The sequence below is a fragment of the Pseudomonas sp. Pme6b genome (genome assembly GCF_058129925.1).
Window position 1 is genome coordinate 4,539,300 of record NZ_CM176704.1, and the last position, 22,186, is coordinate 4,561,485.

At 56.9% G+C, this 22,186-nt stretch carries 20 protein-coding genes, 2 pseudogenes and 1 other annotated feature; of the genes and pseudogenes, 6 read left to right on the forward strand and 16 right to left on the reverse strand.

Annotated elements, in window-relative coordinates:
• Positions 1 to 18: 18 nt before the first annotated feature.
• Together AC4ANE_RS20605 and AC4ANE_RS20610 are read right to left on the reverse strand one after the other, a co-directional pair.
• A complete protein-coding gene (locus AC4ANE_RS20605; protein WP_002554415.1) occupies positions 19 to 1,047 on the reverse strand; it encodes an alpha/beta hydrolase in 1,029 nt (342 codons plus the stop codon).
• A complete protein-coding gene (locus tag AC4ANE_RS20610; RefSeq protein WP_002554416.1) occupies positions 1,044 to 2,306 on the reverse strand; it encodes an MFS transporter in 1,263 nt (420 codons plus the stop codon). Before AC4ANE_RS20610 ends, AC4ANE_RS20605 begins: the two co-directional genes overlap by 4 nt.
• A 106-nt stretch (positions 2,307 to 2,412) precedes the next feature.
• Here AC4ANE_RS20610 and AC4ANE_RS20615 point away from each other — a divergent pair, with 106 nt between their 5' ends.
• Positions 2,413 to 3,306 carry a LysR family transcriptional regulator gene (locus tag AC4ANE_RS20615; protein WP_460408496.1) on the forward strand — a complete coding sequence of 298 codons (894 nt, stop codon included), beginning with the start codon at positions 2,413 to 2,415 and terminating at the stop codon, positions 3,304 to 3,306.
• A 15-nt stretch (positions 3,307 to 3,321) separates the two neighbouring features.
• Here AC4ANE_RS20615 and AC4ANE_RS20620 read toward each other — a convergent pair whose 3' ends face one another.
• Positions 3,322 to 4,434: an XAC2610-related protein gene (locus AC4ANE_RS20620; RefSeq protein ID WP_031596398.1), complete on the reverse strand. Its 1,113-nt coding sequence runs from the start codon at positions 4,432 to 4,434 to the stop codon at positions 3,322 to 3,324.
• 158 nt (positions 4,435 to 4,592) lie between these two features.
• Between AC4ANE_RS20620 and AC4ANE_RS20625 the strand changes: the two genes are divergently transcribed.
• Positions 4,593 to 5,885: a mechanosensitive ion channel family protein gene (locus tag AC4ANE_RS20625; RefSeq protein ID WP_081050569.1), complete on the forward strand. Its 1,293-nt coding sequence runs from the start codon at positions 4,593 to 4,595 to the stop codon at positions 5,883 to 5,885.
• A gap of 132 nt (positions 5,886 to 6,017) precedes the next feature.
• A pseudogene (locus AC4ANE_RS20630) lies at positions 6,018 to 6,977 on the forward strand (IS256-like element ISPsy17 family transposase); the annotation flags it as partial.
• Between the two features lie 39 nt (positions 6,978 to 7,016).
• Here the strand turns inward: AC4ANE_RS20630 and AC4ANE_RS20635 are convergent.
• Positions 7,017 to 8,239 (reverse strand): IS3-like element IS51 family transposase gene (locus AC4ANE_RS20635; protein WP_095178853.1). Its coding sequence is split into 2 segments (ribosomal slippage): positions 7,017 to 7,954 and positions 7,954 to 8,239, totalling 1,224 coding nucleotides; the frame shifts between segments, so codons are not numbered across the junction.
• Positions 7,845 to 7,961: a sequence feature (AL1L pseudoknot), on the reverse strand. It overlaps the preceding gene by 117 nt.
• A gap of 45 nt (positions 8,240 to 8,284) precedes the next feature.
• Between AC4ANE_RS20635 and AC4ANE_RS20640 the strand changes: the two are divergent.
• Positions 8,285 to 8,593: pseudogene (locus tag AC4ANE_RS20640) on the forward strand (transposase); the annotation flags it as partial.
• 188 nt (positions 8,594 to 8,781) lie between these two features.
• Here AC4ANE_RS20640 and AC4ANE_RS20645 read toward each other — a convergent pair.
• Entirely contained in the window at positions 8,782 to 9,717 is a 936-nt protein-coding gene (locus tag AC4ANE_RS20645) for a LysR family transcriptional regulator (protein ID WP_044322562.1), read from the reverse strand.
• A gap of 186 nt (positions 9,718 to 9,903) precedes the next feature.
• Here AC4ANE_RS20645 and AC4ANE_RS20650 point away from each other — a divergent pair, with 186 nt between their 5' ends.
• The gene (locus tag AC4ANE_RS20650) at positions 9,904 to 11,034 is read left to right on the forward strand and encodes an L-dopachrome tautomerase-related protein (protein WP_044322563.1); all 1,131 of its coding nucleotides are present in this window, start codon (positions 9,904 to 9,906) and stop codon (positions 11,032 to 11,034) included.
• Positions 11,035 to 11,047: 13 nt separating this feature from the next.
• Positions 11,048 to 11,929 carry a LysR family transcriptional regulator gene (locus AC4ANE_RS20655; protein WP_031597258.1) on the forward strand — a complete coding sequence of 294 codons (882 nt, stop codon included), beginning with the start codon at positions 11,048 to 11,050 and terminating at the stop codon, positions 11,927 to 11,929.
• Positions 11,930 to 11,985: 56 nt separating this feature from the next.
• On the opposite strand, the gene tnpC is transcribed toward AC4ANE_RS20655, so the two are convergent.
• The 11 genes from tnpC to AC4ANE_RS20710 form a co-directional block, all read right to left on the reverse strand.
• Positions 11,986 to 13,533, reverse strand: coding sequence for an IS66 family transposase (gene tnpC / locus AC4ANE_RS20660; RefSeq protein ID WP_460408498.1), 1,548 nt, complete (start codon positions 13,531 to 13,533; stop codon positions 11,986 to 11,988).
• Positions 13,534 to 13,614: 81 nt separating this feature from the next.
• On the reverse strand, positions 13,615 to 13,950 hold the full coding sequence (tnpB, locus tag AC4ANE_RS20665) for an IS66 family insertion sequence element accessory protein TnpB (RefSeq protein WP_002554698.1): 336 nt from the start codon (positions 13,948 to 13,950) through the stop codon (positions 13,615 to 13,617).
• The gene (gene tnpA / locus AC4ANE_RS20670) at positions 13,947 to 14,279 is read right to left on the reverse strand and encodes an IS66-like element accessory protein TnpA (protein ID WP_031597256.1); all 333 of its coding nucleotides are present in this window, start codon (positions 14,277 to 14,279) and stop codon (positions 13,947 to 13,949) included. Before tnpA ends, tnpB begins: the two co-directional genes overlap by 4 nt.
• A gap of 588 nt (positions 14,280 to 14,867) precedes the next feature.
• Entirely contained in the window at positions 14,868 to 15,875 is a 1,008-nt protein-coding gene (gene rpoS, locus AC4ANE_RS20675; protein ID WP_002554700.1) for an RNA polymerase sigma factor RpoS, read from the reverse strand.
• A gap of 103 nt (positions 15,876 to 15,978) precedes the next feature.
• On the reverse strand, positions 15,979 to 16,845 hold the full coding sequence (locus AC4ANE_RS20680; protein WP_002554701.1) for a peptidoglycan DD-metalloendopeptidase family protein: 867 nt from the start codon (positions 16,843 to 16,845) through the stop codon (positions 15,979 to 15,981).
• Positions 16,846 to 17,053: 208 nt separating this feature from the next.
• The gene (locus tag AC4ANE_RS20685) at positions 17,054 to 17,689 is read right to left on the reverse strand and encodes a protein-L-isoaspartate(D-aspartate) O-methyltransferase (RefSeq protein WP_002554702.1); all 636 of its coding nucleotides are present in this window, start codon (positions 17,687 to 17,689) and stop codon (positions 17,054 to 17,056) included.
• A gap of 41 nt (positions 17,690 to 17,730) precedes the next feature.
• Positions 17,731 to 18,480: a 5'/3'-nucleotidase SurE gene (gene surE / locus AC4ANE_RS20690; RefSeq protein ID WP_002554703.1), complete on the reverse strand. Its 750-nt coding sequence runs from the start codon at positions 18,478 to 18,480 to the stop codon at positions 17,731 to 17,733.
• Positions 18,468 to 19,526 (reverse strand): tRNA pseudouridine(13) synthase TruD, encoded by a 1,059-nt coding sequence (gene truD / locus AC4ANE_RS20695; protein WP_002554704.1) that lies wholly within the window; start codon positions 19,524 to 19,526, stop codon positions 18,468 to 18,470. Before truD ends, surE begins: the two co-directional genes overlap by 13 nt.
• Complete coding sequence (gene ispF, locus AC4ANE_RS20700) at positions 19,523 to 19,996, reverse strand: 2-C-methyl-D-erythritol 2,4-cyclodiphosphate synthase (RefSeq protein WP_002554705.1); 474 nt, start codon at positions 19,994 to 19,996, stop codon at positions 19,523 to 19,525. Before ispF ends, truD begins: the two co-directional genes overlap by 4 nt.
• A gap of 53 nt (positions 19,997 to 20,049) precedes the next feature.
• Positions 20,050 to 20,895, reverse strand: a complete 846-nt coding sequence (fghA, locus tag AC4ANE_RS20705) for an S-formylglutathione hydrolase (RefSeq protein ID WP_002554706.1) — start codon at positions 20,893 to 20,895, stop codon at positions 20,050 to 20,052.
• A gap of 75 nt (positions 20,896 to 20,970) precedes the next feature.
• The gene (locus AC4ANE_RS20710) at positions 20,971 to 22,083 is read right to left on the reverse strand and encodes an S-(hydroxymethyl)glutathione dehydrogenase/class III alcohol dehydrogenase (protein WP_002554707.1); all 1,113 of its coding nucleotides are present in this window, start codon (positions 22,081 to 22,083) and stop codon (positions 20,971 to 20,973) included.
• Between the last annotated feature and the right edge of the window lie 103 nt (positions 22,084 to 22,186).

The following is a 22,186-nucleotide window of genomic DNA, read 5'->3' on the forward strand; positions in this document are numbered from 1 at the left end:
TAGCGCTTTCAGCGCGGATTACTTCAGGTTGTTCTTGAAAAACTCGCCCAGCTTGTCGAACGGGATGAGATCGACCCGATCGTAAAGATCCACATGCCCGGCCTCTGGCACGATGATCAATTGCTTGGGCTGGCCGGCCAGTTTGTACGCTTCCTCGCTGAACTCCAGAGAGTGCGCCTTTGAACCGGCGATGAACAGCATCGGGCGTGGCGATATCGTCTCGATGTCGTTGAACGGATAGAAGTTCATGAACTTGACGTTGCTGGTCAGCGTCGGGTGAGTGGTCAGTTCGGGGGACTGGCCTTCAGGCGTGAACTCGCCCCGTGGCGTGCGATAGAAATCATAGAACTCGCGTTCGATCGGGCCGGATTTGTCAGTCAGTTTGTGTACAGTGCCGCTGGTGTAGGCCGTATCGCCACCGCTGTATTCCACGTCGCGTTGCAGTGCCGCCTGCTCGATGATCTTCTTGCGCTGCGCCAGCGTCTGCGAGTGTTTCAGGCCGTTGCGGTTGGCGGCGCCCATGTCATACATGCTCACCGTGGCGATGGCTTTCATGCGCGGGTCGATCTTCGCGGCACTGATGACAAAGCTGCCGCTGCCGCAAATTCCCAGAACGCCGATTCGTTTTTTGTCCACGAAGGTCTGCGTGCTCAGGAAATCCACTGCGGCGCTGAAGTCTTCGGCGTACATATCCGGTGAAACGGCGTTACGCGGCAGGCCTTCGCTCTCGCCCCAGAACGACAGGTCCAGCGACAAGGTGACAAACCCCTGCTCGGCCAGTTTCTGCGCGTAGAGATTGGCGCTTTGCTCCTTCACCGCCCCCATCGGATGGCCGACGATGATTGCCGGAGCTTTAACGTTCGGGTTCGAGCCTTTGGGTATAAACAGGTTGCCCGCAACTTTCATCTTGTACTGGTTGTTGAACAGCACTTTTTGCGCAACGACCTTGTCGCTTGTGTAGAAATTATCGGCACCGTGAGACATGTCTGCTCCTGTCGCAGCATATGAGCTGATTAAAAACCCAAGCATCAAAAGAATCTTTTTCATGGCGTGTTACCTCGTTGAGAAATTGACCCGCGTTTATCTGCCCGGCCCTGACCGGTGTTGCTTTCCTGCAGAGACGCGTTGTCTCGCGCCGTCCAGGCCAGCGCGGCCGAACACGCCAGTAACACGCCACCGAATGCGAACGGGCTCCACCAACCGAGGCTGTCGAACAGCGCGCCACCGATGCCGGCACCGGCGGTGATCGCCAATTGAATGGTCGCCACCATCAGGCCGCCGCCTGCCTCGGCATCGTCGGGCAGCGTGCGGCTCAACCAGAGGCCCCAGGCGACCGGCGCAGGTGTGGCAATCAACCCCCAGACGGCAAGCACAATGGCGACGGACTGAGGTGAATGGCCCAGGCCGGTCAGCGCCACAGCCAGCACCGCCATCAGCAACGGAATGGCGATCAGGCAGGCATACAGGCCTGTGTGCAGCAGCCTGCCGATCAGGTAGGTGCCGACCAGCCCGCTGGCTCCCAACACCAAAAGCATCAGGGACAACGCGTTGACGCTGACCCCGGTGATCTCTTCCAGAAACGGGCGCAGGTAGGTGAAGACGGCGAACTGGCCCATGAACAGCAACAGGATCGCGCTCATGCCGACGGCCACTTGCGGGTTACGCAGCAGGCGGAACGGATTGCGTGCCCGGTTGTTCGGCTGACTGCGCATGGCCGGCAGGCTCAGCCACTGCCAGGCAAACGCCAGCGCCGCGAGCGGGATAACCAGGAAAAACGCCCCGCGCCAACCGATGTACTGGCCCATGAAGCTGCCCAATGGCGCGGCGACCGTCGCCGCCAGCGCATTGCCGCCGTTGATCAGTGCCAGGCCCTTGGCGACCGATTGCTTCGGCACCAGCTTCATCACGGTAGCGGTCGACATCGACCAGAAACCGCCAATGGCAATCCCGAGCAATGCACGTCCCGTCATGAATAACCAGCCGTTGGAGGCCAGCGTGACGATCACCCCGGACACCAGCAACAGCAGGCTGAAGCCCAGCAGGACCGGTTTGCGGTCAAGATGCCTGGTCAGCGGTGTGTTCAGCAGGCTGGTCAATACTGCAAAGAAACCCGAGATCGATATTGCCTGCCCTGCCTGGCCCTGGTTGATGCCGAGATCCTGCGCGATCGGCGTCAGCAGGCTGACTGGCATGAACTCCGAAGCAATCAGCACCACCACACACAGCGCCATCGAAAACACGGCGCCCCAGGCTGGCGGATGAGTGGTTATTTCGGACTGCTTCAGGGTTGAATCAAATGCTTGCATGCGTCCTGACCTGGCGACGTTAAAAATGAGTCGGCACAGGTTAGGGCAAAGGTATTAGGATTATTAGACGGCGTAATTTCCACGCGCTTGTGAGAGATACTCAGCAATGAGCACACCGAAACTCAATGACCTGCAAGCCTTCCTGCAGGTGGCACGCGATCAGAGCTTTACCAAGGCCGCGACCAGACTGGGCGTTACGCCTTCAGCCCTGAGCCACACCATGAGGGGCCTTGAAGAGCGCATGGGCCTGCGCCTACTGGCGAGAACCACCCGCAACGTGGCCCCGACCGAAGCAGGCGAAAGGCTGATGCGCTCGATCGGGCCGCTGCTGGATCAAATTGCCGCAGAAGTTGAAGTGCTGGGCGAACTGCGCGACAAGCCCGCCGGCACCATTCGCATTACCTGCTCCGATGACGCCGCCGAAGGCATTATCCGGCCCATACTTGCAGGGTTTCTCGCGCAATACCCGGATATTCAGATCGAGATCTGCATCGACTACGGCTTCACCAATATTGTCAGCGAACGTTTCGATGCAGGCATCCGTCTGGGTGAATCCATCAGCAAGGACATGATCGCCGTGCGCCTGGGGCCTGACTGGCGCTTGTCAGTGGTCGGCTCGCCGGCCTACTTCGAGCGACATCCCGTCCCGCTGCAGCCTCAGGACCTGACTCAACACACCTGCATCAACATCCGCCACTCGCCAAACGGCAGTTGCTACGCCTGGGAGTTCGAGAAGGACAGCCGCAAGCTCAACATACGGGTCAGCGGGCAATTCACGTCGAACAGCATGATCCACGTCCTCAACGCCGCACTGGACGGCGTGGGCCTGGCCTACGTGCCGGACTCCATGGCCGAGCCGCACATCGCCAGCGGCCGTTTGAAAGAAGTGCTGGTCGACTGGAGCCCGTATTTCGAAGGCTTTCACTTGTACTACCCGAACCGGCGACAAGCGTCGCCGGCGTTCAGCGCGTTTGTTGAGGCGGTGAGGTATCGGGGCTAGCACCCCGCCGCCTGATTACTGCACGGCTTTCAACGCATCCGCGACCTTGTTCAGCGAACCTTGAGCAGGCTCGGCAAGCAGTTTCAGGTCGGTGGTCTTGCCACGCACCACCACTTGCATGGCGGTGGGCGCACCCTTTGCGTCACCCACGATCCGGTAAGCGGTGTCGCCGCGCACGAAGCTCAATACGTGACTGGCAGCGTCGTACTTCAGTTGCTCACCTTCAGCCTGGGGAAACAGCAGCCCGACCTGATTCTTGCTGTCCAAGGCTGCGTAGAAGACCGGGCTTGCGTCCCCTGAACGGAACAACACAATGCGCTTGCCGGACGGCGCGAGCCTGAACGGCAGAAGAATCTCACGCTGCTGGTCTTCCTCCCAGACGATGCTGGTGGTGTGCGTCATCTTGCCATTCTGGTTGCGACTGACTGTTTCAGTCGGCAGCCCCGAACCGCCGGTGTGTTCAATGACTGTTTGCGTCTCCAGAACCAGCTCACCGTTATGGATGCCGTAAGTGGACATCTGGTGCCAGCAGCAACCACTTTTGGTCATGGTCTCGATCTTGTGGGCTTTCTCATCCACGCTGAACAGGCCGCAGTTGTTTTGCGCCAGTTCGGTGAACGAATCGCTGTGCCGGAAACCATCGGCAGTGCCAAGAAAGACCTGATACGAGGGGCCGTGATAGCAGCTGTTCTGCCCGTCCATCAAGGCCAGGTCCTTGATGCCATCGAAGTTGAAATCCTTATAGATCAGCACGCTCTGTTCGCCATAGGGCAACTCGTGCACGTTGGTTTTGACCTTGCCGGTTTTCGGGTCAGTGCCAAGTACCAGCTCATCGGACTGCACGCGGATCAAGGCCGCACCGCTGGCCTTGTCGTACACGTTGATGACGCCGGGACGAAACACATCGTCCTTGGCGGAAATATCCAGCGTCGCACGGTATTTATCGGAAAAGTCCTGCAGGGCGTAGTTCTCCCGGGGCGAGCCCGCGAACCCTGCAGCGTCCATTTCACCGTAGGTCGGTAACGCGCCGGCGGCACTGACCAGTGTCGACGAGGCCAGACCGACCAGTACCAACAAGGCCTGCAACCCAAGACGTGACGCACAGCGTTGAACGATGGATAGGTGCAAGACGCAACTCCTTTGATAATGAGCGATGAGTCTACTTCAGCAATCAATACAATTTGAATTCATTGCCCAACGTGCACTTTGTGCTGACGGGCCGCCCCGTCCGACCCGGTAAATGTTTTAATCACGCCCCCTCTTCGCGCAACGGGCCCGATGCTTTTATGGATATTCACTCGCTTTGGCTCAAGACCCAGGAACTCTGGGACATGCTCGACCAGCACCCGTGGGTACGCACCGGGCTGGCACTGGTCCTGTTGCTGACCGCCGCGCTGGTACTTGGTCGTGTCGCGCGCTTTGTGGTCCTGTACGCGGTGAAGATGCTCGGCCGTCAGCCGTCCCTGCACTGGGTCAACGACTTCCGCCACAACAAGGTCTTTCACCGACTGGCGCAGATGGTGCCGTCGCTGGTCATTCAGTTCGGCCTCACGCTGGTCCCGGGCCTGAGCACTGCGGGCCGCAACGTGATCGGCAACATCGCCATGGCGTTCACCATCCTGTTCATGACATTAGCCATCGGCACCCTGCTCAACGCCCTGCTGGACATCTACGCGCGCACTGAACACGCCCGCACGCGCTCCATCAAGGGTTACGTGCAACTGTCGAAGATGATCCTGTACGTCTTCGCCGGGATCATCATCGTCGCCACACTGATCGACCGTTCGCCCCTGCTACTGCTGTCCGGCCTGGGCGCCATGTCGGCGGTCATCCTGCTGGTCTACAAGGACACCCTGCTCTCCTTCGTCGCCAGTGTGCAGTTGACCAGCAACGACATGCTGCGCGTCGGCGACTGGATCGAAATGCCGCAGGTCGGCGCGGACGGCGATGTGGTGGACATCACCCTGCACACCGTCAAAGTGCAGAACTTCGACAAAACCATCGTCTCCATCCCCACCTGGCGCTTGATGTCCGAGTCGTTCCGCAACTGGCGCGGCATGCAGCAATCAGGCGGGCGACGCATCAAGCGCAGCCTGTTCATCGACGCCAGCGGCGTGCGCTTCGTGCGTGACGATGAAGAACAACAACTGATGCAAATCCACCTGCTCACCGACTACATCGGCCGCAAACAGGCCGAATTACTGGCTTGGAACCAGGCACAAGGCAACGTCGCACAAATGTCCGCCAACCGCCGACGCATGACCAACATCGGCACCTTCCGCGCCTACGCCCTGGCGTACCTGAAAAGCCACGTCGACATCAATCCAGGCATGACCTGCATGGTTCGCCAGCTGGAGCCTACTTCGCAGGGCATCCCGCTGGAAATCTACTGCTTCACCCGCACGACGGTGTGGGTGGAGTACGAGCGCATACAGGGGGATATTTTCGATTATCTGATTACGGTGATGCCGGAGTTCGGGTTGAGTTTGTATCAGCAGCCTAGTGGGGCGGATATGCGGGTGGGGTTGAGGGGGGGGACTATGAGCCAAGTCACAGCTGACTGGACGAGAGAGCGTTGAGGTTGGGATTTGAAGGTTTTTGGAATGGGGTAGTGTTCCATCGCTCCCCGCTCCCCGCTATCGTGATTTGGGGATATGGGAGACTGTCAGAAATTTTGTGTTCGGGCATAACATGTAGCTAGAGGTGCATGTATGCCGACCAAAAAGAAGTCCGCCAATGCAACAGCGAGGGAGTTGCCCTCGATTCCCCAAGAGCTGATCGAGCAGTTTGTTAAAGGCCCGATGAGCGCCGAAGCCATTCAAGACGCGTCCATGGCGTTCAAGAAGGCTCTGATCGAGCGTGCGCTAGGCGCCGAGCTGGGTCACCACCTTGGTTACCCTCAGGGCGCGGAGCGCCCTGAGGAGTCGACCAATCAGCGTAATGGCAAAAGCAGCAAGACGGTTCTGACCGACGACGGGCCGCTTCGCCTGGATATCCCCAGAGACCGCGATGGTAGCTTCGCCCCGATCCTGATTCCCAAGCACGAACGACGTTTTACAGGCTTCGACGACAAGATAATTGCCATGTACGCCCGGGGCATGACGGTGCGTGAGATCCGCGCTTTTCTATCTGAGCAGTATGGAACTAACGTGTCCCATGACTTCATCAGCTCAGTCACCGATGCGGTCATGGAAGAGGTGGGCACTTGGCAGCAACGACCCTTGGAACCGATGTATCCGGTGATCTTCTTCGATGCGTTACGGGTCAAAATCCGGGACGAGGGGTTAGTGTGCAACAAGGCTATTTATCTGGCGCTGGGGGTATTACCTGATGGCACGCGCGACATTCTGGGTATATGGATCGAGAGCACCGAGGGTGCCAAGTTTTGGATGAAGGTGTTCAACGACCTCAAGACTCGTGGCGTTGAAGATGTTCTGATCGCCGTCACGGATGGCCTCAAAGGAATACCGGAGGCGTTGGGGGCGGTTTTTCCTGCCACGACGCTGCAAACCTGCATCGTGCATCTGATCCGCAACAGCTTGGACTATGCCGCTTGGGATAAACGTCGGGCACTGGCCAAAGCACTCAAGCCGATCTACCAGGCGATCAATGCAGATGTGGCTGAGCAAGAGCTTAACGCCTTTGAAGCGGGCCCCTGGGGCAAGCAGTATTGAACCGCCCCGGGTTTCTCGGAGACCCTTTTGTTTGAGTCATGCCACCTGGGCAGACTCGGTGAGTTGCTGATAATAGATTGCTTCTGCTTCGACCGGTGGAATATGACCGATTGGCTCCAGCAGGCGGCGGTGATTGAACCAGTCCACCCATTTCAGGGTTTCCAGCTCCACCGCCCCCCGTGTGGGCCAAGAGCGTCGATGAATCACTTCAGCCTTGTAAAGACCATTGATGGTCTCAGCCAAAGCATTGTCGTAAGAGTCACCGACACTCCCGACCGATGGCTCAATACCGGCTTCGACAAGACGCTCGGTATAGCGAATGGACACGTACTGCACGCCACGGTCACTGTGGTGAATGAGTCCACCCTGCTTGACTGGGCGACGGGCGTAAAGGGCTTGCTCCAGTGCATCGAGTACAAAATCGGTACGCGCTGAACTGGACACCTTCCAACCGACGATGAATCGGGCAAAGACATCAATGATGAAGGCCACGTAAACAAAACCCTGCCAGGTACTGACGTAGGTAAAGTCCGATACCCATAGGGCGTTCGGGCACTCAGCCACAAACTGACGGTTGACATGATCCTGCGGGCACGGCCTGGCTTGGTCGCTGACCGTCGTCTTGACGGGCTTGCCGCGTACCACGCCTTGCAGGCCCAGCTCTCCCATCAGACGTTGCACCGTACAGCGGGCGACTTGCAGTCCGTCACGCAGCAATTGTCGCCAGACCTTGCGCACGCCATATACCTGGAAGTGCTCATCCCAGACTCGCTGGATGTGCTCACCCAGTTCCTGGTCACGCTGCGCACGCGCTGACTGCTGGCTGGGGTCAGCCTGCTGAGCAGCGTACCGGTAGTACGTCGACGGGGCGATTGGCAACACCTTGCAAATCGGCTCGACCCCGTAAGACTGGCGGTTTTCATCAATAAACGTCTTCATCGTTTGAATGGGCGGTCGAGCTCCGCCTGGGCAAAATAGGCTGAGGCCTTACGCAAGATCTCGTTAGCTTGACGCAACTGACGGTTCTCACGCTCCAAGAGCTTGACTCGCTCACGTTCGACTGTGCTCAGCCCATCACGCTGGCCGCTGTTGCGCTCAGATTGGCGAACCCACAGCCGTAATGTCTCGGGCGTGCAGCCGATCTTGGGGGCAATGGCACTGATGGTGGCCCACTGCGACTCGTACTCAGGAAGGTGTTCGAAAACCATCCTGATGGCCCGCTCACGGACCTCTGGGGAATACTTCGGTAGTTTTTTCATCGCTCCATCCTCTCAAAGGTTGGAGTCTCCGAGAAACCCGGGGCGGTTCAGTATCCGACTGTGGTTGCTGCATGGCGTCGCGCCTGGGATCGGGTTATACCGTTTTTTGTTTTCCCGGCGGGCATCCGCAAAGTGGTTTACACGACCAATGCCATCGAGAGCATCAATGCCCAGTTACGCAAGATCATCAAGACTCGAGGGCACTTCCCGACCGATGAGGCCGCGACGAAACTGATATGGCTTGGGTTGCGCAACATCACCGCCAACTGGGGTCATGCGGCACACGACTGGAAAGTGGCAATGAATCAATTTGCGATCCTGTACGGAGACCGATTTACCAGACCGAGCTGGTAAAACAAGGGCCTGCCTGACGGCAGGCCCTAACCAGCCCGAACACAAAAAAACTGATACTCCCGTGTTTGCAGAACTTCTGCCCAATCAAAACTACCCCTCAACGCCATACCCCAGTAGTCAGCAATCAACGAATTCAGAACTCGCCTTTCAAGAATCAAACCTCAGGCATCACCCTTACAAGCAACTAATTACGCAGTCGAGTCAGGGATTTCGGCATTCGCCAACGCTGCGGCCATATCCGCAGCGAAGGGCGCTAAATGGCGGCTAAGCATCTGGTGCAACTGCCGTACTGCCGGCGAGTATTGCTTGCGGTGCGGACAGACCAGATTTAACGGACTCAATTCCCCAAGATGCTGTGCAAGCAAAATTTCCAGACGACCGCTAAGCACATCCTCGCGGACATCAAGCCAGGACTTGTACGCGATCCCTTCGCCTGCAATCGCCCAAAGTCTAACGACATCTGCATCGTCACTCAGCAATAGGCCTTTGACAGGAATCTTCTGCTGCCCAAACTTCCAATTGTCATAGACGTGCTCATTGAGCATGTACAGAAGGCAGGAATGATGACTCAGATCTTCCAGCATGGCCGGCCTACCATGACGGGAAAGGTAAGCCGGTGATGCAACCAGCACCCGTCGATTCCAGGCGGCCAAAGGCCGTTCTACGTAGCTCGCATCTTCCGCGCAGCCATAACGGATGGCGATGTCGACTGGGTCACGGAAAACATTGGCCAGCCGATCAGAAATCAGCAGGCGCAAAGTAAGCTGTGGGTGTTCTTTGCGAAATTGGCTGAAGCAGGATAACAACACGTTTCTGCCTAGATCAGATGGCGCGGCGACCTGCAATATCCCCTGCAATTGGTTGCCTTCACCGTGCAATCTCTCCTGCCCCTGAGCCAGGGCTTCCAATGCGGTAATCGCGCTGGGGAGGTACGTTTCCCCCTCTCCAGTCAGACGCAAACTACGGGTGGAGCGGGCGAACAAGCGGATACCCAATTCGCGCTCCAGACGCTTTATGGCAGCGCTGACTTGTCCCGGCAAAAGGTCGGCCTCGCGTGCCGCGTTGGAGAAGCTTCCAAGCTTTACAGTGCGCACAAACAGCTTCAAGTCGCCCAGTCGCATCATTTTCTCTTTTCGAGTGAAAGTGCTGGTGAATTTACCGGCTTTTTACGTCGCAATATACCCGTCAGTATGCCCGCCTGGCCACGAGACGAGGCCAGTCTCACTATTCGATATTGGCCCGCCTGAAGTAGGCCAAGGAGATCTGTTTTGGCTTTTAAAAAATCAATTTTGTGGACGTCCGTGGCCTTGATGGTCGCTTTCAGTAGTCAGTCTACCCAGGCTGCTGTGCTCAGCAATCTCCCAAAAGACCAGCCTCAGGGAAAGATTGAACAGGTTTTCGCATTTCACGACGCTATGCCAACGGGCGTCAGCATCAGTGAAAAGGGACGCATTTTTGTCAACTTCCCCCGTTGGGGCGACAAAGTGCCGTTCACTGTCGGGGAATTACGCGACGGCAAGGTGGTGCCTTATCCCGATGTTGCGCTGAACCAGGCTGACCTGCAGCATCCGGAAAAGGGTTTCATCAGCGTCCAGAGTATTGTTGCTGATGGCTTAGGGCACCTGTGGATCCTTGATACCGCTGCACCCGAATTCTCCAAGCCGCTCGCGGGTGGCGCCAAGTTGGTGGCCGTTGATCTTCACACCAACAAGGTCGTCAAGACGTTGGTCTTTCCTGAAAATGTCGTGTTGCCCAGCACCTACGTCAACGACATGCGTTTTGACTTCAGTGCCGGTAAGGAAGGCGTCATTTACATCACCGACTCCTCTCTTAGTGGGCCGGGCGCAATCATTGTCATGGACATTGCCACGGGTAAAGCAGTACGGCGTTTGAGTGGCGCGGCATCGACATCAGCTGATCCAGACTTTGTGCCAAGGGTTGAAGGTCAACTGCTGAGAGTTCGCAATGCCGATGGAAGCAGCAAGCCATTTGCCGTTGCTTCTGACGGTATTGCTCTGTCGGCGGATCGCCAGACTCTGTATTTCTGCCCACTGTCCAGCCGCCACCTGTATTCGGTATCTACAAAGCTCTTGCGCGACCCGAACGTCACCGAGCAACAGCTCACCGATGCAGTTAAGGATCTGGGCGAAAAAGGGCCATCGGACGGGCTGGAGGCTGACAGCGAAGGTGCTGTCTACGCTGGCGACTATGAAGACAACAGTATTCGCAAGCGCCTGCCCGATGGCAGTTGGCAGACGGTCGTTCACGATCCACGCATACTGTGGCCGGACACACTCTCTGTGGGAACTGACGGTTACCTTTACTTCACTGCCAACCAACTCCATCGCCAGGCGGGATTTCATGGTGGCAAGGATTTACGAGAAAAACCCTATAGTTTGATGCGAGTGAAGATCAACGCAACACCGGTGCAGACACGCTGAGCGGGGCCAGCCCATGGATATTCAAGCGTTGAACCTGTTTGTCAGATCCATGGAAATGGGAAACATCACCGCTGCTGGGGCGGAGTTAGGGCTGGTGCCTTCGGTAGCGAGTCAAAAACTCGCCAAGCTCGAGAAGTCATTGGGCATGCGGTTGCTGCATCGCACGACAAGGCAGGTGACCCTTACAGAGGACGGTGCGCTTTTCCTGCCTCATGCTTCTCGTATCATAGCCGCTGTGGACGAAGCTTATTTTACGACTGTGAAGAGCCAGGAGACGCCTAAACGCGTATTGCGTATCTCCGCCCCCGGCTCTTTCGCCAGGGTCTGTTTGATGCCTGCGGTGACTCGCTTTCTAAGAAGCCATCCAAATCTGAAAATAGACCTGGTGCTTTCGGATGAAGTGCAAAACTTAACGGAGATCGGCATTGATGTGGCCATTCGCATCGCCGCACTGAAGGACTCAACACATGTGGCGCGCAAGCTTGGAAACGACACCCGTATCCTTTGCGCGTCCCCGGCCTACCTTGAGCAAAAAGGTGAGCCGGGAGAGCCCGAAGATTTGAGCCGCCACGATTGCATTACATTAGGAGAAGAGAATCGCTGGCACTTCGCCGGTAACGCACGCAATCCATTTTCTATTATTAACGGCTCTTTTAGAGTCAACTGCGGGGAAGCTGCTCGAATAGCGGCTGTAGAAGGGCTGGGGATCGCTTCCATATCGCTATGGAATGCCCGAGCGTCCTTGAATAAAGGGGATCTGGTCGAAGTCCTTTCCTCTTTTGCTCTCGAACAAAGCCGCGCTGTCTGGGCTATTTATCCGAGCTCCCGGCAAATCTCCTCCAAAGCACGCGCGTTTGTCGATTTCCTCATTCAGGAATTTGTTGACGGATTCTGAGCGGATCATGACCACCGAGCAGCTATACCCCAGAATTGACTACTGCTCAAGGTGCGTCATTTAAGTCCCCACTTATGCGGCAGCAAGTGATCGATCTCACTCGCCCGCTGCGTCGGTAGGCGCCTGAGGACGTCCTTCAAATAAACATACGGATCATGCCCATTGAGTCGCGCCGATTGGATCAAACTCATTATCGCCGCTGCCCGTTTGCCGCTGCGCAGTGAACCTGCAAATAGCCAGTTCTTGCGACCCAACGCCCATGGTCGGATCTGGTTCTCGCACCAATTATTGTCAATGGGTACAGCCCCGTCATCGAGATAGCGCGACAGCGCCGTCCAGCGTTTCAGGCTGTAATCCAAAGCTTTGGCGATAGCCGAGCCATCGGGCACAAGTTGGCGTTGGGCGATCATCCAGGCATGCAAGGCATCCATCACCGGCACGGCCCTTTCTTGGCGTATTCGGCGGCGTAAATCAGGTTGCAAGTGGCGGACTTCACTCTCGATTTCGTAAAGCAACTGGATGTAGCGCAAGGCCTGTTCGGCGAGCTGGCTCTTGTTCGTGGCGTGCAGCTCGAAGAACTTGCGCCGTGCATGGGCCATGCAGCCAATCTCGGTGACGCCGGGTTCGAAGCTGGCCTTGTAGCCGCCAAAATCATCACAGACCAGCTTGCCTTTCCAGCCTTGCAGGAAGTTGCGTGCATTTTCTCCGGAGCGGCTCTGGCTGAAGTCGTAAACGACCGCTGCCAAGTCCGAGAACTGGCAGGTGGCGTAGGCCCAGATATACGCGCAATGGGTTTTCTTTGCGCCCGGCGTAAGCATCTGCACCGGCGTTTCATCGGCGTGGATTACGCCATGTTCAAGAACAGCATCGTGCAAGGCATCGGCCAGCGGCTGCAACTGCACGCCACAGCTGCCGACCCATTGCGCCAAGGTCGAGCGGGCAATGGCCAGACCGGCCCGACCAAAAATCGACTCCTGACGATAGAGCGGTAAATGGTCGGCGAACTTTGCGATCATCACGTGGGCTAGCAAGCCGGCGGTCGGGATGCCCTTGTCGATGACCTGCGCCGGAACCGGTGCCTGGATCAGGGTTTCGCACTGATCGCATACCCACTTGCCACAGATGTGACGCTCCACGGTGAACACGCCCGGCGTGTAGTCGAGCTTCTCGCTGACATCCTCGCCAATGCGCTTGAGGACGCAGCCGCACTGGCAGTGGCTGTTACAGGGTTCGTGGTGGATCAGGGTGCGCGGAAACTGCGGCGGCAAGGCGGTACGTTTAGGTTTTCGCCGAGCCTCGCTCGAAACAGGCGCGGGTCGCAGCGCTTCAAGCTCGGTTTCGATGGCCGCGATATCGGTGTCGGTCAGGTCATCAAGCAGGCTGGCCTGATCCGGGCTTAGTTGCTCGCTGCGCTTGGCAAACTTGAAGCGCTTGAGCTGCGCGATCTCGTGGGCCAGTTTCTCGTTGACCGTTTTGTGATGGTGGATTTGCTTACCCATTGTCTCGACTTTCTGATCGAGGTTCTCGACACGCTGCATCAACTCCGCCGCCAGAGCACGCAGTTGTTCAGGGCTTAAGTGGTCGAGATTAGGAAGCGAAGTCATGCTGCCGATTTTGCCAGAACAGCCTAAAAGCGACGATAGGCTCATTGGACAATTGCACGGCCTAGCTGGTCGTGGCAGGCGTTATATGATGGAAATTACGCTACCTTGCCCGACTCTTTGCCAAGGCAAACCCAGCACCAAGGCATGCAGTTGTTCTCCACCTAATTCCATCTGAGAGCCGCGTCGAGAACCCGGCCAGAAGAACTTGCCATGATGCAGGCGGCGCGCCGCCAGCCAGATACCCAACCCATCGTTCACCAGCACTTTCATTCGATTTGCGCGGCGGTTGGCAAACAGATAAGCACAGTGCGGCTGCGCCGCACCGAACACCGCGACCACCCGCGCCAGAGCAGTGTCGGTACCAGCGCGCATGTCCATGGGCTCGGTGGCGAGCCAGATGGCGTCGATGCGGATCATCGCAACAGGTCTCGCAGAAAGGTGGCGCAGGCGTCAGCGCTTTCGGTCGGCCAGTTCACTTTGACGGTGCCGCGCGGATGTGGGATTTCGAGACAGATAGTCGATAACGCAACCTGCGAATTTGCTCCGGCTAGCTGCAAGGGTAACGGAATGAACGCAGGTTGCAGCGCCATGGCTTTCTGCGTTTGCACTCGAATCAATTTATGGACGAGGTTCGCGTTAAGGCTGTGGCTCAGCGCGACATTGGCAATCGAGGCCCCGGGCTGGGCGCACTCTTGAATGACATGGGCCTTGAAGGATTTGGAGTAGGAACGGCGTTGTGGCTGCATGAAAGACCCGCTTAAAAGGCTAGAAATGGTGTCCACTAAAATTTAAGTGCACACCATGTCTTGGCTTTGAAGGGCTGGGTAGATGACTTCGCCGGACGGATACCCTTTTTTGTTGAATCTGTCCGGTTTTCTGCAGATAAAAAAAGGGGCGGTATGACCCGCCCACATTTTATCCCTGATCCCTGTATTCCGTTGTCATCATCCTGATGAATCGCATCCTGCGATGTCCTTGACCGTCATCCTTGATGGCCTGCGCCTGTCCGTTGGCACAGCTTCGATATTAGAGATTTAAACCCGCAGAGCAACACCTCAAACGCTCCAGGATATTTCCATGTCAATCACCTTAAAAATATAATCTCTATTTAAAACAACGTGTTAAATCCGTAAACACAGCTGTTTGGCGACAAGCCTCACTGTTGTTACCTGAATGACTTACAACAACCGTACGCAATGACTTACAGGCTTTGAAAGCTGAAAGGCCGAGCAGGCGCATTGACCTACGACATTCAAATAACGAAAGACATATAAAAAGGCCGATATACACACTCTGTGTTATATCGGCCCTGGATTGACATTACGAGGGGTTGGTTACTGGAAGAGAGACTCGCTGGACAAGCCGTTTTTTTCAAGGATCTCACGCAGGCGCTTGAGCCCTTCAACCTGAATCTGCCTGACCCGCTCACGCGTCAGACCGATCTCAAGCCCTACATCTTCAAGTGTGCTGCTTTCATGTCCGCGCAAGCCAAAGCGACGGATGACAACCTCCCGTTGCTTCTCGGTCAACTCAGACAACCATTGATCGATGCTATGGGACAGATCATCGTCCTGCAGCAGCTCACAGGGGTCGGTCGGACGATCGTCGGTCAAGGTGTCGAGCAGCGTCTTGTCCGAATCAGGCCCCAGCGAGACGTCCACCGACGAGACACGCTCGTTGAGACCGAGCATGCGCTTGACCTCACCTACCGGTTTTTCCAGCAGATTGGCGATTTCTTCGGGAGAAGGTTCATGATCCAGCTTCTGGGTCAGCTCTCGGGCCGCGCGCAGATAAACATTCAGCTCCTTGACGACGTGAATCGGCAGCCGGATGGTCCGGGTCTGATTCATGATCGCGCGTTCGATGGTCTGGCGAATCCACCAGGTGGCGTAGGTGGAAAAACGAAAGCCGCGTTCAGGGTCGAATTTTTCAACCGCCCGAATCAACCCCAGGTTGCCCTCCTCGATCAGGTCAAGCAATGACAGCCCACGATTGACATAACGTCTGGCAATTTTAACTACCAGACGCAGATTGCTTTCAATCATGCGTTTGCGCCCGGCCGGGTCTCCACTTTGCGACAGACGCGCAAAATGAACTTCTTCTTCCGGGGATAGTAGAGGAGAAAAACCGATTTCATTGAGGTACAGCTGGGTAGCATCAAGCGCCCGCGTGTAGTCAATGTACTTGTGTTGTTTGAGCGATGTTGAATGCTTGACCTTGGCGCGTCCGGAGGCAGCGGGTGGCTGCTTCTCGTTTGACGCTTCCTTCAGGACAATGCCGGCTTCCATAAGGAGCACTTCATCATCGATGTCAAACTCCGGCGCTTCGTTGCCAAGAGCCATTGTTTTAGTCCTTTGGTGAGTTCGACCTCAAGCTCCAGTATCGCCTGATTCCATGGCAACACTTGAGCCTGTTCCTAATACGCCCGGAACAGGCTGGCAACTATCAACGACGTGGCAAAAATCCCAATGGATCTACAGGTTTCCCTTGGCGGCGAATCTCAAAATGCAGTTTCACCCGGTCAGTTCCTGTTGACCCCATCTCGGCAATCGTTTGCCCTGCCTTGACCTGTTGACCTTCCCGTACCAAAAGCCTGCGATTATGACCGTAGGCACTGACGTAGGTATCGCTGTGTTTGATGATGATCAATTCGCCGTAGCCCCGTAATCCACTTCCGGCGTAAACAACTGAACCATCAGACGCTGCCAAAACAGGCTGTCCCAAATCACCAGCGATATCAATTCCTTTATTCAAACTGCCGTTTGAGGAAAATTTTCCTATCAAAATGCCACTTGAAGGCCAGGTCCAACCCGTCGGAGACTTGCCGGCCGGGCCTGTCCCGGTGGTCGCAGAAGGAGGTATTACCACAGGTACAACCGCAACAGGCTTGGAAATAACCGTAGTTTTGACGGATCCGGAACTGCTGGTGCTGGTTGATGTAGAGGTCACCGGACGTCCTGCGCCAGAAGTCGACGCTACGTCCTGCGTTGAAGAGGAGCGCCCGTCAAAGCGAATTGTCTGACCTGGCTTGATGGTAAACGGCTCGGGGATCTGATTACGGGCAGCCAGCGCTTTCCAGTCCCAGCCGTAACGGAATGCAATAGAAAAAAGCGTGTCACCGCGCCTGACCACGTATTGGCCGGTGGTTACCGTCGGGCGCTGGGCAACGGCATTACCGTTACGATCAACGACACGAACACCGCCTGAAGGCGTGCTGGAGCAGCCGACCAAAAGGACACTGAGAGCAATGCCAATCACCAGACGCTGATAACTTCTTGAAGACCTGAGCTGCTGAATGACTGTGAGACTCACCCGCCACTCCCTTTACTGGTGACTGAATTCAAAAAAGATGCCTATTGTGCCGTAATAGCGACGGGCAGCCAGTGATTAACCGTTGAAAAAACGTTGTTATGTATCAATCAGCTACATGGAATGATGCCATCAGGCCATTCAACATTCCGGGCCGCGCGCTGTAGACCAATGACTGAAGCCAGAATTCACTGTTTACCGCAGACAATCTTCACGCGATTGGCCCGTTGAGCAGTGGCACGAAGCGCACAGCCCCCAGTACGTGCCGGGAAAAACCGTTTTCTTCACGGATGATCAGCATCAATTGCTGAACCTCTCCCGAACCCACCGGTATGACCAGCCGACCTCCAGGTGCCAGTTGATCAAGCAGCGCCTGCGGTACGTCGGTTGCCACTGCCGTGACGATAATGCCGTTATAAGGTGCCAGAGCAGGCCAGCCTTCCCAGCCGTCGCCCCAGCGGAAAACCACATTACGCAGATTGAGCTCGACCAGACGCTCCTTGGCGCGGTCCTGAAGGACTTTGATACGCTCGACCGAAAATACACGCTCCACCAGCTGCGCCAGCACCGCGGTTTGGTAGCCCGACCCTGTACCGATCTCCATGACCTTGTCCAGCGGACCTGCTGCCAATAGCAGCTCGCTCATCCGCGCGACCATGTAAGGCTGGGAAATCGTCTGGTTGTGGCCGATGGGCAGCGCTGTGTCTTCATAAGCGCGATGCGCCAGCGCTTCATCGACAAACAGATGCCGGGGCGTCTTGCGAATGACGTCCAGCACCCGCTGGTTGGAAATACCCTCTTCGCAGAGGCGCTGGATCAGACGTTCACGGGTGCGCTGCGAGGTCATCCCGATCCCGCGACGCAATAGATCATCCTGCTCGCGCGACATCAACGAAGACCCTCCAGCCAGGTATTCAGGCTGCTGAATCCGTCCTGATAAGTTCGATCCAGCTGCAACGGTGTAATCGATACGTAACCCTGTATCACCGCATGGAAGTCGGTGCCAGCACCGCCGTCCTCTACATCGCCGGCAGCGGCAATCCAGTAGCCGGCACGACCACGCGGGTCGACAACCTTTACCGGCGCCGCAGCACGGGCACGGTGCCCCAGTCGGGTCAGTTGAATGCCGCGGATATGCTCAAGCGGCAGGTTCGGAATATTCACGTTCAGTACCGTGCGGGGTGGCAGGTCGAGTTGCTCATGGGCCTCGACCAGCAAACGCGCATAATGCGCCGCCGTCGCCAGATTATCCGGCTGACGTGACAAAAACGAAAAGGCAAACGACGGACGCTGCAGAAAACGCCCTTCAAGCGCTGCAGCGACCGTTCCGGAATACAGTACATCGTCGCCCAGATTGGCACCCAGGTTGATACCTGAAACCACCATGTCCGGTTGATGCTCCAATAACCCATGAATCCCCAGATGCACGCAGTCGGCCGGCGTACCATTGAGACTGATGAAGCCATTGGCCAGTGTATGTGGGTGCAAGGGCCGGTCGAGTGTCAGGGAACTGCTGGCACCGCTTTTGTCCTGATCAGGGGCGATCACCACGCACTCGGCATAGTCCGCCAGCGCCGCATGGAGCGCGACAAGACCGGGCGCGTTCACCCCGTCATCATTTGATATCAGAATACGCATGGGCTGTCCGTCTGCCCAACCGGCACCAGATCAATGAGTTCGCGCACTAAAACGGTGGCGAAGCATCCGGGCGGAAGGACGAATTCCAGTTGCAGAATGTCAGATTCGGGATAATGCCACGTCAGCCGCCCAATGGGCAGTCGCAGGATGCGTCGTTCGTGCGCCATGCCCGCTCTGACCAGCCAGTCACGCAACGCAGACTCATCATTGGCGATGGCATTTTCCAGTTCTGCCGTCGCGCCACCGGCTGGCGAAGGGCCTTCACCCCACTGCGGCCCGGTAGGGTGCAGATCGAGAATCGCCAGCCGAGGATCGCTGCACTCATCAACACCCGCCGGAAAAAAGCTGCGGCTGTCGGTGAAAGCGAGCAGATCCCCTACCTGAGCCTTTTCCCAGCTGCCATCGGCAACGCGGGCTGCCAGAACCCGATTGAACAGGTAGCTGCGCGCTGTGGATAACAATCGCGAACGCACCGCACGTTGCTCAGGCAGCGCTTTGCGGGCAGCGTAATCGCGTGCCTCGCCAAGATTTCCGCCCTGATAACCGAAACGCTGCGTACCAAAGTAGTTGGGGATGCCCTGCCGGGCAATTATTTCAAGGCGCTGGTTCAAAGCGTCCGTATCAGCATCCAGTTGCGTAAGCCGCAACGTAAAGCCATTCGCAGCGTGAGCACCGCGTTGCAGCTTGCGCTTGTGTCGAGTGCTTTTGAGAATCTGCAGCGTATCGTCCTGCGCGGCCGACAGATCAGGATCGGCCTTGCCCGGCAGTTGAATGCTGAACCACTGGCGGGTCAGTGCCTGGCGGTCCTTGAGACCGGCATAGCTGACCGTACGCAACTGCACCCCCGCGGCCCGGGCCAGCCGACGTGCCGCCTCTTCGGTATTCAGGCCGCGTTTTTCGACCCACAGCCATAAATGCTCGCCATCGCCTGAAAGCGGAATGTCCAGCACTTCGTCGACCTGAAAGTCTTCGGCAGTCGCCTTGAGGGCTGCACGACCCAGTGCATCGCCGTAGGCCCTGGGGCCAAGCAGTTCAAGTTCATTCATGCGCGCAGCAACAACGCAACGGCATGCACCGCGATGCCTTCTTCACGTCCGGTAAAGCCGAGTTTTTCTGTCGTTGTCGCTTTCACGTTCACCTGGTCCAGCTCAACCTGTAGATCTTCAGCGATCAAGGCACGCATGGCATCGATATGCGGTGCCATTTTCGGTGCCTGGGCAACGATGGTGGCGTCGACATTACCGACTTTCCAGCCTTTGCCGTGGATCTGCTTGAGGACATGACGCAGCAGCACGCGGCTGTCGGCACCTTTGAACTGCGGATCGGTGTCAGGAAAGTGCTTGCCGATATCGCCCAGTGCCGCGGCACCCAAAAGCGCATCGCTCAGGGCATGCAGCAGGACATCGCCATCGGAATGGGCCAGCAGGCCGAACCCGTGTGCAATCCGCACGCCGCCCAAGGTAATGAAGTCGCCTTCAGCGAAACGGTGCACATCATAGCCATGGCCAATACGCATAAAAAAACGCCCTGAAAAAAGTCAGGGCGTGATTCTACCTGCTTTGGCGCTCGTTAGCTGTTCAAGGCTTCAGCGTGATGCCTTAGATGGTCTTCGATGAAGCTGGCGATGAAGAAATAGCTGTGGTCATAACCTGGCTGCATCCGCAAGGTCAGCGGATAGTTCGCAGCCTTGGCGGCCTGAACCAGAACTTCAGGCTTGAGCTGATTGACCAGAAAGTCATCACGATCACCCTGATCCACCAGCGTCGGCAGTTTTTCCGACGCTTGCCCAATCAACACACTGGCATCCCACTCGCGCCAACGCGAACGGTCTTCACCCAGATAACGGGAGAACGCCTTTTGCCCCCACGGGCAGTCAATCGGATTGCTGATCGGCGAGAACGCCGATACCGACCTGTAGCGACCGGGATTGCGCAGTGCGCAGACCAGCGCCCCATGCCCGCCCATCGAGTGCCCGCTGATACTGCGCGCCTCTGACGCCGGGAAGTGCTCTTCGATAAGGGCTGGCAGCTCCCTGACGACGTAATCATGCATCTGGTAATGCCGCGCATATGGCTGTTCGGTGGCATTGAGATAGAAGCCTGCCCCTTGACCGAAGTCCCAGGCACCCTCAGGGTCGTCTGCTACGTCGGCACCGCGCGGGCTGGTGTCGGATGCCACGATAATAATGCCCAGCTCGGCAGCGAGCCGGTGAGCGGCGGCTTTCTGCATGAAGTTCTCGTCGGTGCAGGTCAGACCGGACAACCAGTACAGCACCGGGAGCTTGCTGCCCTGCTCTGCCTGGGGCGGCAGATAGACCGCAAACACCATGTCACAACCCAGTACTTGAGAGTGGTGTTTGTAACGCTTGTGCCAGCCGCCGAAGCTTTTCTGGCAGGAAATATTTTCCAAAGGCATGTCGCTTCCTCCAGTTGCAAGCGGCAAGCTACAAGCATGTAACAAATCTTCGTGCTTGCCGCTTGCCGCTGCTCCTCAAAAATGAATGACGGTGCGGATGCTTTTGCCTTCATGCATCAGGTCGAACGCCTTGTTGATGTCTTCCAGGCCCATGGTATGGGTGATGAACGTGTCCAGCGGGATTTCACCGGTCTGCGCCATGTCGACATAGCTTGGCAGTTCGGTGCGGCCACGCACGCCACCAAATGCCGAACCGCGCCAGACGCGTCCTGTCACCAGCTGGAACGGACGGGTAGAGATTTCCTGACCGGCACCGGCCACGCCGATAATGACCGACTCGCCCCAGCCCTTGTGGCAGGATTCCAGCGCTGCACGCATCAGTTGCACATTACCGATGCACTCAAACGAGAAGTCGACGCCGCCATCGGTCATGTCAACAATGACTTCCTGAATAGGACGGTCGAAATCTTTCGGATTGACGCAGTCAGTCGCGCCCAACTGTTTGGCGATCTCGAACTTGGCCGGGTTGATATCAATGGCGATGATTCGAGACGCTTTGGCTTTGACCGCGCCGATCAACGCTGAGAGGCCGATACCGCCCAGACCGAAGATCGCTACGGTATCGCCAGGCTTGACCTTGGCAGTGTTGAGCACCGCACCGATACCGGTGGTGACACCACAACCCAGCAGGCAGACTTTTTCCAGCGGTGCCTGTTTGTCGATTTTGGCCACCGAGATTTCCGGCAGTACGGTGTATTCGGAGAAGGTCGAAGTGCCCATGTAGTGGAAAATCGGCTCGCCCTTGTAGGAAAAACGCGTGGTGCCATCCGGCATCAGGCCTTTACCCTGCGTGGCACGAATCGCCTGACACAGGTTGGTCTTGCCCGAACGGCAGAATTTGCACTGGCGGCATTCCGGGGTGTACAGCGGAATAACGTGATCACCGACCGCGACAGAGGTGACACCTTCGCCAATGGCTTCGACAATCGCACCGCCTTCGTGGCCGAGGATCGATGGGAAAATCCCTTCGGGATCGGCACCGGAAAGTGTGTAGGCATCGGTATGGCAGACGCCGGAAGCCACTACTTTGAGCAGCACTTCTCCGGCCTTGGGCATGGCGACATCGACTTCAACGATCTCCAATGGCTTTTTGGCTTCAAAAGCGACAGCAGCGCGCGACTTGATCATCAAACTTCTCCGACGGGTAAAAACAAGGTTTGCAGTGTAGTACAGTGCCAATTGGCGAGTAATACGGCTAAAAGCAAAACATTAATGCTGTACAGGGATAATC

Coding starts and splice junctions, on each gene's coding strand:
- AC4ANE_RS20605 (WP_002554415.1), bottom strand. CDS start 1,047: ATGAAAAAGATTCTTTTGATGCTTGGGTTTTTAATCAGCTCATATGCT.
- AC4ANE_RS20610 (WP_002554416.1), bottom strand. CDS start 2,306: ATGCAAGCATTTGATTCAACCCTGAAGCAGTCCGAAATAACCACTCAT.
- AC4ANE_RS20615 (WP_460408496.1), top strand. CDS start 2,413: ATGAGCACACCGAAACTCAATGACCTGCAAGCCTTCCTGCAGGTGGCA.
- AC4ANE_RS20625 (WP_081050569.1), top strand. CDS start 4,593: ATGGATATTCACTCGCTTTGGCTCAAGACCCAGGAACTCTGGGACATG.
- AC4ANE_RS20645 (WP_044322562.1), bottom strand. CDS start 9,717: ATGATGCGACTGGGCGACTTGAAGCTGTTTGTGCGCACTGTAAAGCTT.
- AC4ANE_RS20650 (WP_044322563.1), top strand. CDS start 9,904: ATGGTCGCTTTCAGTAGTCAGTCTACCCAGGCTGCTGTGCTCAGCAAT.
- AC4ANE_RS20655 (WP_031597258.1), top strand. CDS start 11,048: ATGGATATTCAAGCGTTGAACCTGTTTGTCAGATCCATGGAAATGGGA.
- tnpC (WP_460408498.1), bottom strand. CDS start 13,533: ATGACTTCGCTTCCTAATCTCGACCACTTAAGCCCTGAACAACTGCGT.
- tnpB (WP_002554698.1), bottom strand. CDS start 13,950: ATGATCCGCATCGACGCCATCTGGCTCGCCACCGAGCCCATGGACATG.
- tnpA (WP_031597256.1), bottom strand. CDS start 14,279: ATGCAGCCACAACGCCGTTCCTACTCCAAATCCTTCAAGGCCCATGTC.
- rpoS (WP_002554700.1), bottom strand. CDS start 15,875: ATGGCTCTTGGCAACGAAGCGCCGGAGTTTGACATCGATGATGAAGTG.
- AC4ANE_RS20685 (WP_002554702.1), bottom strand. CDS start 17,689: ATGACCTCGCAGCGCACCCGTGAACGTCTGATCCAGCGCCTCTGCGAA.
- surE (WP_002554703.1), bottom strand. CDS start 18,480: ATGCGTATTCTGATATCAAATGATGACGGGGTGAACGCGCCCGGTCTT.
- truD (WP_002554704.1), bottom strand. CDS start 19,526: ATGAATGAACTTGAACTGCTTGGCCCCAGGGCCTACGGCGATGCACTG.
- ispF (WP_002554705.1), bottom strand. CDS start 19,996: ATGCGTATTGGCCATGGCTATGATGTGCACCGTTTCGCTGAAGGCGAC.
- fghA (WP_002554706.1), bottom strand. CDS start 20,895: ATGCCTTTGGAAAATATTTCCTGCCAGAAAAGCTTCGGCGGCTGGCAC.
- AC4ANE_RS20710 (WP_002554707.1), bottom strand. CDS start 22,083: ATGATCAAGTCGCGCGCTGCTGTCGCTTTTGAAGCCAAAAAGCCATTG.